Raw genomic sequence first — 13,770 nt, forward strand, 5'->3', positions numbered from 1 at the left:
CGCATTTAGCCATTAATGGTTTAATAAAACAAATTAGATCCTCGCTTTACAGATGGATAATTATATTTTATTAGTATGAGGATGGTTTCTTTATACAGTGGACCGTTCATATTTACCTTCTTATGAGAACTTTATCTTGTACCCCTAGCTAGGTTATATCGTGTTTTTTTAGGCTAGCCCACAGTTGGAAAGGATAAAATTAATTCCTTGAATACCCCATAGTAAAGGAGTCTGAAAAGATGGTGAATGAGTATTTCTCGACGGAATCTGCTTCCAATCCGCAAAAATCTACGATTACTAATAAACTGTCAAAAATAATCGAAAGTGTATCCCAACTCAGTCCAGACGAATTAGAGCCGCAAAAACATTTTTTAGAACTGGGTTTAGACTCTATTCTTCTGTCTCAGGTTAGACACAGCATTAAAAGTACGTTTGGCTTGGATATCCCGATGAACGAATTTTTTGAATCACTGACTACGCTGGAGTTGCTGACAAACTATATTGCTGATAGGGTGGCCTCGACCTCTGAAGAATTGACCCGGAATTCGGAGGAGCATCAGTTGGCTGCATCGTCCAGCGTCACTTCTTCGGTGCCTTCCGTCTTGCCGGGCCGGAGTCAAAAATCCGCTATCCCTGTAGAAGATCCTGCACCACAAGAAAGCAAGCTATCAAATAAGGATGTATTTGTGGGGAGAGAACGAATTTTAGAAATGCAACTTCAACTCATGTCGCAGCAGATGGAAATACTGCGTCAGTCTCGGCTTGCACCAGTGGCAATGTCTGAATCGCATTCACTACAAACTGCTGTCGAGCCTAAGACATCCACGATGCAGGAGGAAGCTGCCACAGTTACTTCTGTTTCCCCCGTCCAGGCTTCCGTCTCAGCTGTTTTGCCAGACAGAAAAGAATCTAAAGCATTTGTTCCCTATCAAAAAATAAATGTGCAAGCCCATAATTCACTTTCACTTAGGCAGGAAAAGCATCTGCAAAAGCTGATTGAACATTACACGATGCGCACACGAAAAACCAAAGAGTATACTCAGCAATACAGGTCTGTATATGCCAATAACCGGAATGTGGCCGGATTTAGGCTTGCTCTCAAGGAAATGGTGTATCAGATTATATCCCAGCGTGCAGAGGGTTCTAAAATTTGGGATTTGGATGGTAATGAATATATTGATTTGACGATGGGATTTGGGGTCAATCTGTTTGGTCACAACCCATCCTTTATTCGTGGATCGATAGAAAAGGAACTACATAACGGAATGTGCCTTGGGCCGATGTCCAATATGGCCGGGCAGATTGCCGAAAAGATTTGCAAAATGACAGGCATGGAACGAATTGCGCTATATAACTCGGGGACAGAGGCGATCATGGTCGCCCTTCGGTTAGCACGGGCTGCCACCGGGCGGGATAAAGTGGTGATTTTTTCTGGTTCCTATCACGGTACCTTTGACGGAGTATTGGCATTGGGCGGAACAACAGATGCCAGGGAACATTCCACTCCTCTGGCACCTGGTATACTACAGCACATGGTGGACGATGTCGTTGTGCTCAGCTATGGAACGGACGAGTCACTCCATTATATCCGCTCCCATGCCCATGAACTGGCTGCTGTTCTCATAGAGCCAGTACAGAGTCGTCGCCCTGATTTCCAGCCCGCAGCTTTTCTGAAGGAAGTACGCCAGATTACGGAGCAATCCGGGACCGCGTTCATTTTTGATGAGGTAATTACGGGCTTCCGTATTCAGCCGGGAGGTGCGCAGGCGTGGTACGGAATTGAAGCCGACCTTGTAACTTACGGTAAAATCATTGGCGGCGGTCTTCCCATCGGTATCGTGGCAGGGAAAGCATCGTTCATGGATGGAATTGATGGAGGGATGTGGAGCTTCGGAGATGACTCTTATCCACCGCATGAGCAACAGCGGACGTTTGTAGCGGGAACTTTTTGCCATCATCCCCTGGTTATGGCAGCGTCCCTGGCCGTACTAGAGCAGTTGGAGAAGGACAGGGGGGAACTGCATAACGAGCTGAATAGTCGTACGAAGGCGTTCGCAGCAGGACTGAATCACTATTTTACGGAGGAACAGATACCTATAAAGGTCGTTTACTTCGGTTCCTTGTTCCGCTTTGTCCTTAAAGGTGACTTGGAGCTATTCTTCTATCACATGCTGGATAAAGGAATTTATATATGGGAAGGCCGGAACTGTTTTTTGTCAACGGCTCATACTTTGGAAGACATAGAGCGGATTGTACAGGCAATTAAAGAGAGTGTTAATGAGTTGCGAAAAGGAGGATTTCTGCCGGATCTGCACCCTCATGAAAACGATCTAAACAAGCCTTTTATTCCTGAAACTGCAATTATAGGCCTTAAGGAATCGACGATTATGCTGACTCCGGATCAGAAGCAGTTATGGTTTGCCTCAGTCTCGGATTCAAAGGAATCGCAGTCGCTTCATGAGACTGTTTTACTGCGTTTTCGGGGTCCGCTACATGTTAAGGAATTTAATGAAGCTGTCCATCGCATCGTCGAACGCCACGAAGCCTTACGCACCTTTATGGGAGAGGACGGAGAAACGCAGATCATCGCTCCGGCAATGACCCTCAGTATTCCGCTGCATGATATCAGCATTCTTTCTGTAGAGGAGCAGAAACACGATATCCGTGCTTGGATGGATAAGGACAGGGAGACCGTATTCCCAATAAGTGCGGGAGAACCTTTATTCCGTATCCAGCTTTTAAAAACGTCGAATGAGAAGCACATCGCTGCATTTACATTTCATCATCTGATTGCAGATGGCTGGTCCATCGGTGTGTTTTTTCATGAATTGGAACGACTTTATTCCGCTTGTGTACAGGGGGAACACTGCACGCTTCCCGATCCTGTTCCGTTCCGAGATTTCGCAGCATGGCAGCAAAACCAGTTAGAGGCAGGAGGATCGGCAGCCCTTGCTTTTTGGTCGGATGTACTTGCGAAGCCGTTGCCCGTTCTTGACTTGCCGTCTCCCCAACGGAACATCTGCGCTCCTTCTTTGCACGGAGCGCGGCACACCATTGTGTTGGAGGCGCCTCTGGTGAAGCAACTGAAATCAGTCAGTATTCGGCTTGGCAATAGCTTGTTTGTGACTTTATTGTCTGTTTTTCAGCTTTTCCTGCACAGACTGACAGGCCAAAATCAAATAATGGTAGGTATTCCAACCGCAGGGCAATCTCATATGGGTGTGTCTCCGCTAATTGGCAACTGCGTTAACTTGCTTCCAGTAATTTGTGAGGTAGACTCTGGGACAACGTTCACGGAATTCACTCAGACGGTCAAGCGAGTAATGCATACGCTGGATGCTTATCAGAAATACAGCTTTGCCGGACTTGCCCAGTTAGGATTAAGTCATTTTCCAGTCCTTAACGTGTTGTTCAATATGGATCGGCCTATTCTGGAGTTTCACTATTCCGGATTGGAAACAGAATTATTGGAGCATGAAATATTGTTCTGTCAATATGAGTTGTTTTTGAATGTTACGGAGTCTGGCCAGCAGTTGCGGCTTGATTTTGACTATGCTACGAGTCTTTTTCAACAAGACACTATGGAAGTATGGGCGCAATACTTTTTACATCTGCTGAGCTCGATTGTGCAGGAAGACGGAATGCGTATATCTGCGCTGCCTTTGCTTCGGAGTACGGAAAGCGAGCGACTTCTGGAAGTGTGGGCGACACATGCGGATTCCAAGGGAATTTATCCTTGTGTCCTGGACAAATACAAACATCCGTCTCCTACGGGTACCATCGGACAAGTATATTTGGCCACATCCGCTGGTTTACTGGGAACGACGCTGGAATGGGCATATGTCGAGGTTGGGGGGAGAATTCGACATCTCGGTGCGGCCAACCGAGATGTTCATATTCGCGGTCATCAAGTGAATCTTGAGCAGATGGAGAAACATCTTTTGCGAGCATTGGATTTGGATGCCTGTGTTTTGACGGCCCGGAAAGACGGTGAGAGTAGTAACTCATCGTATCTAGTGGCTTACGGAGTGGAAAGTGCTTCCAAGTCGTGGGATATAGCGAAGCTGAAAGAGACTGTTAGCTCAATACTTCCTGATTATGGGCAACCTCGCTTTTGGGTTTTGATGGATAGCATCCCTCTTTTGGCTGATGGGCATCCGGATTTTCAATTATTGCCGAAACCAGAAGATACCAGGATAGAGGACTCGCAGAAGCAGGTTTCTGACAGCAATATGACTGAGGACAAACTGATATCCATATGTAAGGAAGTTTTGAATGTATCTGATATCGGATACAACGATAATTTTTTTCAAATGGGTGGAGACTCCTTAAAAGCGACTGTTCTTCTAAGCAGAATTAACAAGGAATTCGAAGTATATATTCCGCTGGTACAAATTTTACATTTACAAACGATTGCACAACTGGCGGCACATGTAAAAGGAGGGCAAAAGCGAAAGTTTGAGCCGCTTGTTCCGGCAGATTTACAGCCCTTTTATCCGGTATCTCCCGCACAAAAAAGAATGTATGTGCTGGATCAACTGGGTGGAGGTGCAGCGTATCATGTATCGGGTCAACTGCATATAGAGGGAGAGTTACACGTTTCCAGGTTCATTGATGCAGTGAAGGAGGTTTTTTCACGGCATGAATCCTTTCGGACGTATTTTGAGATAGTAGACGGGGAAACCGTGCAGAAGGTACAGGATGTGCTTTCACTGAACATTCCTGTTACTCCAATTTCCGAAGAGGATGCTAGTCACGCCCATGAACTGTTTATTCAGCCTTTTGACCTGAGTAAGGCTCCTTTAATTCGTGCTGAACTGTTCGCAATCCATCGTGACCAGTTTATGTTGCTGATCGATATGCACCATATCATTTCAGACGGCTTCTCAATGGCAGTATTAATGGATGAGATCAGCACGCGGTATCAGGGTATGCCACTTGCCCCCATTGACGTGCACTACAAAGACTATGTCGTTTGGCAAAAACAACATTATGCCGGAGACAGCCAAGCAAAGGATGAAGCATTTTGGTTAGACACGTTGGATGGCGAGCTCCCTGTATTGGACCTGCCAACTGACTTTGCTCGTCCGCCAAGTCAGAGCTTCGCAGGGGACAGCCTTACCGTCATTGTGCAATCCAAGCTAACGGATAGACTTAATCAATTGGCAAGAGACACGGGAGCAACGCTCTTTATGGTGCTCTTGGCAGCTTATAATGTGCTGTTAAGCAAATACTCCGGGCAAGAGGACATCCTCGTAGGTACGCCGGCAGCGGGTAGAGGGCATGCGGATACGGAAGCGATGATCGGCATGTTTGTGAATACTTTAGTTCTCCGTAATCGACCGCTAGCGTCCCAGCCATTCAGTGCTTTCCTGGAGGACGTCAAACATAACACTCTGCTTGCGTTGGAGCACCAGGATTATCCATTTGAACAACTGGTCGACAAACTGGATCGAGTACGCGATGTAAGCCGCAATCCCATCTTTGATACGATGTTCAGTCTGCAAAATAAGGGAACAGAGGTCATTGAATTCGAGGGACTTCGTTTGCAACCGAATGAGTTTAATGCAGGTGTATCGAAGTTCGATCTTTCATTACATGTAACGGAAACTCAAGACCATTTAACTTTCACCTGGGAGTATTCGACCAGCCTGTTTAAGTTGGAGACGATTGAGCGATTTGCCCTCCATTATATAAAAGTGTTGGAAATCGCAACTCAAGATGTCGGAATTCGCTTGGCTGACATGGATATGCTGACAGAAGAAGATAAGCACTTATTACTATATGAGTTCAACAACACCTCTGCCTATTTTCCGCGGGATGCAACGATTCATGGAAGGTTTGAGCAGCAGGTTAGCAGGACTCCAGATGACATGGCAATCATATTTGGAGATAAGTGTATGACTTACCAAGAGTTGAATGAGCTGGCGAATCGTTTAGCGCGAACGCTGCGGGCGGAAGGAGTGGGACCGGATCAGCCGGTGGGGATTATCGCTCAGCGTTCACCTGAGATGATGATTGGCATCTATGCAATTCTAAAAGCGGGTGGAGCTTATGTACCCATTGACCCGGGATACCCACAAGAAAGAATTCAATATATGCTTGAAGATTCAAGAACACAATTGGTGCTGACACAACCACAGTTTGCAGAACAGCTGAAGCAATATGCGGACTGCAAGGTAATGGTGCTGGATTATGCTTCCAAGATCATGGCTTTGCAAGCGTCCAGGTCGACGGAGCCTATGACCGACTGCATGAGTAGCTGGCATGAAGATGCCTCCAACCTTGCGCCTCTAGCAGAACCAAACCATGCGGCCTATATCATCTATACTTCCGGTTCCACAGGGAAACCGAAAGGGGTTATTGTTGAGCACCGCTCCGTCGTGAATCGGCTCTGCTGGATGCACAATAGATATGGGCTGAACGTAGAAGATACGATTTTGCAAAAAACCGCCTTTACTTTTGACGTATCCGTATGGGAGTTGTTCTGGTGGTCGATGGTGGGCTCTAAAGTAAGCTTGTTGCCAATCGGCGGAGAAAAGTCTCCCGAACAGATCCTGAACACGATTAATGAAGACAAGGTAAGCACCCTTCATTTTGTACCCGCGATGCTGCATATTTTTCTGGAATATCTGGAGCAGCAACCAAGGGAAGTCGTGCAAGCCAAATTGAAAACGCTAAAGCATGTATTTGCCAGCGGCGAAGCATTGCCTCCTCAGCAGGTGGCGCGTTTCTATCGAATTATGTCAGGGATTGGAAGCGCAAAACTAATTAACTTGTATGGTCCAACAGAAGCTACTGTAGACGTTTCATTCTTTGAATGCGAGCCTGTGGAAGAGCACTCGGTGATCCCGATCGGTAAACCGATTGATAATATTCATTTGTACGTTGTACAGGAAGGCACGGAGCGATTGCAACCGATTGGAGCGGTGGGAGAACTTTGTATCAGTGGTATAGGAGTAGCCCGGGGCTACCTTAATCGACCGGAATTGACAAAGGAGAAGTTCGCTACCAATCCGTTTAATAGCGGAGCGGAGGGTTATGAGCGGATGTACCGCACAGGAGATTTGGCTCGTTGGATGCCTGACGGCAACATTGAATATCTGGGGCGGATCGATCAACAGGTTAAAGTAAGAGGATATCGCATTGAACTGGGTGAGATTGAAGCGCAGTTGCTGTCCGTAGACGGAATCCAGTCAGCAGTGGTCGTAGCTCGGGAAAACAAAAACGGCTACAAGGATTTGTGTGCATACTTTGTGGCTTCTGAGCCATTAAGTCCGCTGGACGTGCAAAATGCGCTCAAGCAGAAGCTGCCGTTTTATATGATTCCAGCATATGTGGTGCCTCTGCAGCAGCTTCCTCTTACGGCCAATGGAAAAACGGACCGAAAAGCGTTACCTGAGCCGGACCGTCATGACTCTTTACAAACGGATTATGTTGCTCCAAGAACTGATGTGGAAAGGGCGCTGGTCGTGGTATGGCAAGACGTTTTGGGATGTGATCATATAGGCGTTCGAGATCATTTTTTTCTGCTTGGCGGCGATTCTATTAAGGCCGTTCAGGTGGCCTCACGTCTGCGTCAGCATGGCTATTCCCTTGACATTTCTCTTTTAATGGAGCACCCGTTCATTGAGGAGCTTAGCAAGCTTGTGACAACTTTGTTCCGCTACACAGACCAGAATTCGATACATGGAGAGATTCCAATAACATCGATTCAGCGGCAGTTGAATGAACTGGGTACATTGTACACCTTGCAGACGACAACATCCATGCTATTTGCAGGTAACCCGGACTTCGATGAGGATCTGTTACGGTCTGTGCTGCAAACATTAACTACTTATCACGAGGGACTACGGCTTGGTCTGGCGTCGATCGACGAACCGTCTACCCTTGTATACCGAGATGAAAATGAAGAATTGTTCACACTTGATGTGTTCTCACTCTCAGATGATGCCTATGAAGCTAGCAAGCAATTACAGACCGAATGCTTCCGAATTCAAAACAGTTATGGAATGTTTGAGGGACCCAGAGTACGCGCAGGCTTATTCAGGATGTCGGGCTCCGACCAGTTCTTCCTTTCAGTAGATCCGCTAGTGGCTGATCCCACATCTTGGCGTATCCTGCTTGAGGATTTCACAACTGCCTATGAACAAGCTCTTACCGGGGAACCGATAGTGCTTCCTGACAAAACAGATTCTTACCGCTCCTGGATGCGGTGGCTAGAAGACTATGCAGACAGCAAAAAGCTGGCCAAAGAGAAACTCTACTGGCTGGATAAGGTTCATTTCAATGGAGAATTTATACCGAAGGACCATAAGGCACCTGCACATTCAGAAACACTTCGTCCAGTAGAACATTGCATCATACAGCTTTCGGACGAGAAAACAAGCCAGCTGTTAACACGGGCTAATCAAACCTATAATACGGTGACCGCTGAGTTACTGCTTGCTGCATTGGGATTGACTATAGTGGAATGGTCTGGACAGTCTAAGATCGCCATTGGATTTGAACATTATGATCGGGAGCAACAAACGGTGACTTTGGACAAACCGGACCTTTCAAGAACCGTAGGTCAATTCGGTTCCATATATCCGCTTGTCCTGGATATGGAGCCTGGGAAAGACAGTTCTCTTTTGCTCAGAAACGTAAAGGAGACAGTCCGGCAAGTACCCAACCAGGGTTTAGGATATGGATTACTAAAATATGGAGCTGCATCCTCTGGCAGATCAGAATTTAATGCTCAGTATTACCCAGAAATTGGCTTCCGCTTGATTCATTCTGAATCGGTTAGTTCCTCTCACTTTCATACATCACCTATGGATGTTGAATTATGGTCCGACCAGAATTGTAGCGTTTCAGATTTAGCCTATCACCTCTATCTGGATGGGCGGCTGAAAGACGGTAAGCTTTCCATCTGCATGCTTTATAACCGTCAAGCGTATGAAGCGGATACTATCCGAATGCTTCTGTTGCGTTTTGAACATCATTTGTCGGGCATTATTCAGCATTGTCTGGACCAATCCGGACGGCAACTAACACCATCGGATGTGGGAGCACGTGGTTTGGATCTAGATGAGTTTGAAGACATGAAGCAGTTTTATGAGAATCTATAACGATTCGTCCGAGGAGGATATCCATGATCGAAGGACTTGAAATTGAAAAAGTGGTCAACTTGACTCCCTTACAGGAAGGAATGCTCGTTCATGCGCTGATGGAACCAGAATCACAGGCTTATTACGAGCAATTACGTATTTCTATTCGGGGAGATCTGGATTGGAATGCCCTGCAAGAAAGCTTTCAGCTGTTGGTTCAGCGTCATGAAACACTGCGCTCGAACATTTATCATAAATCCGCTTCTCGTTCGCGGCTGATTGTCTTTAAGAAGCGAAACACGGCGATTACTTACGAAAATATGACAGAGCTGACCGGAAAGGAGCAAGCCGACGCTATTCGTAGATTTATGGATATGGACCGTAACACCCATTACGATTTGAGCAGGGATATGCTTATCCGGATGGCTGTACTTCAAACAGATAAAGATGCTTATACGGTGCTTTTAAGTTTTCACCATATTATTATGGACGGCTGGTGTCTTGGCATCATAATGGACGAGTTGTTAACGGCCTATGAAGCCTATCGTACAGGCTGTTCCGTTCAATTGCCTGAACCACGACCTTACACCGGGTATGCCGACTGGCTTGAAGAACAGGATCAGGAGGCGGCCAAGGACTACTGGAGTTCTGTCTTACAAGATTACGAACAAACGGCTGGACTTCAGATGCTAAAAACTCCAGCTACAACTTCAGAAAAAGGCGGCTATCTGCTGCAGGAATATAGAACGACGCTGACGGAAAAAGAGACCAGTAGTTTGCGTGCGATTGCTGAATGCAATGGGACCACGCTCAGCAGTCTTTTTCTGGCCGCCTGGGGAATTGTACTTGGTCGTTACAACGGAAGCAAGGACGTAGTTTTTGGCACGGTGGTATCTGGCCGCCCGTCGGAATTGGATGAAGTAGAGCGAATTGTGGGATTGTTCATTAATACCATTCCATTACGAATTAGATTAAATGAAGAAAAGAGTTTTGTTGAATTATTGCGCGATGTCCAGAGAGCCTCTGTCCAAGGAAGGATGAACGGATACTGTTCACTTGCTGAAATCCAGTCGCAATCTGCACTCAAGCAACGCTTGCTCGATCATATCGTTGTATTCGAGAACTATCCGCTGGAAAACATGGTCGGGAGACGGGACTGGCAAGACAAACTCGGATTCATTATTGAAGACGCCCGGTTATTCGAAGAAATACCGTATGACTTTAATATTGAAGTTGAAGACAAGAAGGCAATGAGTTTCATATTGTCCTATAACGGCAAGGTCTATAGCAGTGAAGCGATGAAGCATCTGGCCCATCATTTGAAGCATGTCTTCCTCCAAATTGCCAGCAATCCAGATGTTTGCCTCCGTGATGTTCGGCTGTTAACAACCGAAGAAGAGGCTACTTTGACGAAAATATGGAGCGGGCCCGTTGTCCAGTTTCCTGCACTTACTTTTCACGGGATATTCGAAGCGCAGACGGAGCGTACACCAGAACGAGCGGCCGTCATATATGAAGGTACGATGCTCACTTACAGACAACTTAATGATAGAGCAGACGCTCTCGCCCATCTTTTGCAGAAGCGTGGAATTACACGGGAGAGTCTGGTCGCTGTCATGGTTGACAGGTCTGTTGAGATGATAGTGGCGGTGCTGGGAATTATGAAAGCAGGAGCTGCCTATGTGCCAGTAGATCCTGTATATCCAGAAGAACGTATTGAATATATGCTGCGTGACTGCGGAACGACGATTGTGCTTACGCAATCTCACCTGACGGGCTGGCTGAAAACAATGGATTTCATGGGCGAGGTAGTCGATCTGGCTACGTTGCCACTCCAGCCCGAGATAGATTTGGACAAGCAGTATATCTCCACATATGAACCCGGCTCTTTGGCGTATGTCATTTATACATCGGGTACCACAGGTAAGCCCAAAGGCGTTATGGTTGAACATCAACAATATGTCAACACCGCACTCGGTTACAGACACAGCCAAGGATTTAAAGATTTCCCTGTTAAGCTACTACAAATTGCCAGCATGTCGTTTGATGTGTTTGCATGCGATTTGGCCAAGGCATTTGTCAATGGAGGTACCTTAGTCATTTGTCCTGAAAACGTGAGAAATGATCCAGCTGCCCTGGCTACACTGTTGGAGCAGCAGGAGATTACTACGTTTGAGACGCCTCCTGTGCTTTTAGCTCTGCTATTGAATTACATCTATGAGCACGGTACAAATATCAGTTCCCTAAAGCTGCTTACTACTGGAGCAGATAGCTTGGCTGTTGCAGATTACCGTAAGATGTTGACCCGCTTTGGCAGCAAGATGCGAATTATTAATACGTACGGAGTTACCGAAGCCGCAATCGAATCTAGCTTTTATGAGGACGAGCTGGAAAAATTGCCTCTGTCCGGTATCGTCCCTATCGGCAGAGCTCTACCGAATCATAAGTTATATATTGTTGATGACAGGATGCGTCCGGTCCCTGTGGGTGTAACGGGCGAGCTGTGTATTGGTGGAGCTTCTGTAGCACGGGGATATCTGAACAGACCGGAGCTTTCGGCTGAGAAATTCGTGTCTGATCCGTTCTCGCCCGGTGGACGCTTGTATCGTACGGGGGATCTGGCGCGCTGGCAGCCAGATGGGAATATTGATTTTATCGGGCGAGCGGACTACCAATATAAAATTCGCGGATACCGGATTGAGCCTGGAGAAATCGAATCTATTTTGCTCGAAACGGAAGGAGTACGCCAGGCAGTTGTAGTTGATCGACTGGACACAGCGGGACAAAAGTACTTATGTGCCTATGTTGCAGGTGCAGCTGAGAAAGACATGTTGCGGGATAAACTGGCTCAGCAGTTACCAGTCTATATGGTTCCAGCCCAAATCATTGTATTGGAACAGTTGCCATTGACCCATAACGGGAAAATAGACCGATCCAATCTGCCCGAACCGGATGAAATAGCATCGGTGGATAGCATATATGAGGCACCACAGGATGAATTGGAAAAAACAATCGCTTTGATCTGGGAAGAAGTGATTGGCGTTAAACCAATTGGATTACACAACAACTTTTTCGAGCTTGGCGGGGACTCGATTAAAGCATTGCAAATTGCAATCCGCTTAAATGCCAAAGGCCTGAAAATGGAAGTAAAGGACTTATTCCGTTACCCTGAAATTCACTTGATAGCACCGTTTATAAAAAAAATCACCCGTATCATTCCCCAGGGGATTGTAGAAGGTGAGGTAGAATTGACACCTATTCAACTCGATTTTTTTCAGCATCATCGGAGAGATCGTCACCATTATAATCAGGCAGTCATGCTGCAAAATGATAGAGGATGGAATGAATTATGGCTGAAAAACGCTATGGACAAGCTGGTAGCTCATCACGATGCATTACGCATCATTTTTGTGGAAGAGGAAAAGGGAACCACCGCCTATAACAGGGGAGTGAACGAAGGTGAGTTCTTTACATTAACGAGCTATGATTTGACACAATCAAGCCAGCCTGAAGAAGAAATCCGACACATTGGCGATGAGCTGCAAAGCAGTTTGGATCTGCAACGAGGTCCTCTCATACGCTTGGCTTTATTCCATTTATCCGGTGAAGATCATCTGATGATCGTTATCCACCATCTTATTGTAGACGGTGTGTCTTGGAGAATTTTGCTGGAAGATTTGGGCACCGCCTATGATCAGGTAGCTCGGGGTGAGATGCCGAATCTGCCCGCCAAGACTGATGCTTACAAAGAGTGGGCTTCAGGACTGACCACTTACGCCGAAAGTGTACAGGTACGCCAAGAAATCAGCTACTGGAACAATGTAGATTCACGCAGGATACGTCGGTTGCCAAGAGATCATGAAATCGCGGTTAGCCTGATACAGGATCGACGCCAAGCGGAGGTGGTACTCAGCAGGGATGAGACGGAAAAGCTATTGAAGCATGTACATCATGCCTATCATACGGAAATGAATGATCTGTTGCTTACAGCCTTGGGCCTGGCTTTTTATGAATGGAGCGGTTACAACGAAATCCCGATTTTGCTGGAGGGACACGGCAGGGAGGAGATCATTAAAGATTTGGACATCTCTCGTACAGTCGGCTGGTTTACCTCCCTGTATCCCTTTGTAATCGAGGTCAACAGACCCGAGAACTTGGCCTATCAGATCAAAATGGTTAAAGATAAGCTGCGGCGGGTGCCTAATAAGGGCGTCGGTTATGGTATTTTACGTTATTTGACCAAGGACCAGACTAAAGCCGCTTCTCTAGTAGCTGCACCATTCCCGGAAATCAGCTTCAATTATTTGGGACAATTCGACGAAGAAAACAAGACAGACATGCCTTGGCGTATTTCCCGATTAGCAGACTTAGCCAATGGTGAGAGAAGCCCGCGTGCGGAAAAGACGAATACATTTGACATTAACGGCATGATCACGAACGGAATCCTTCGGTTTGAATTTGAATATAACGGGTTTGAATATGGTGTAGCGACGGTAGATCGATTAACGATCGGCTTTAAAAAACATCTATTGAATATTATCCATCATTGTTGCACTAAAGATCAGGCGGAGCGCAGCCCTACGGATTTTACATATAATCAATTGTCTATGGGGCAATTTGAACAAATATCAAGCCGATTATCGGATAAGCTGGGAAATCTGTTGAAATAAAGGATATC

2 protein-coding genes are annotated in these 13,770 nt (G+C 46.4%); both read left to right on the forward strand.

The annotated features are described in order from the left end of the window. The first annotated feature begins 242 nt into the window (after window positions 1-242). A complete protein-coding gene (locus NSQ58_RS26005; protein ID WP_445671686.1) occupies window positions 243-9,113 on the forward strand; it encodes an amino acid adenylation domain-containing protein in 8,871 nt (2,956 codons plus the stop codon). A 23-nt stretch (window positions 9,114-9,136) separates the two neighbouring features. Continuing rightward, complete coding sequence (locus NSQ58_RS26010) at window positions 9,137-13,762, forward strand: amino acid adenylation domain-containing protein (protein WP_341058495.1); 4,626 nt, start codon at window positions 9,137-9,139, stop codon at window positions 13,760-13,762. Window positions 13,763-13,770: the final 8 nt, after the last annotated feature.

The sequence above is a fragment of the Paenibacillus sp. FSL M7-0134 genome, from assembly GCF_038007865.1.
GTDB lineage: Bacteria > Bacillota > Bacilli > Paenibacillales > Paenibacillaceae > Paenibacillus > Paenibacillus polymyxa_B.

Excerpts from the sequence above, each read along its gene's own strand:
- NSQ58_RS26010 (WP_341058495.1), top strand. The coding sequence starts at position 9,137 with ATGATCGAAGGACTTGAAATTGAAAAAGTGGTCAACTTGACTCCCTTA.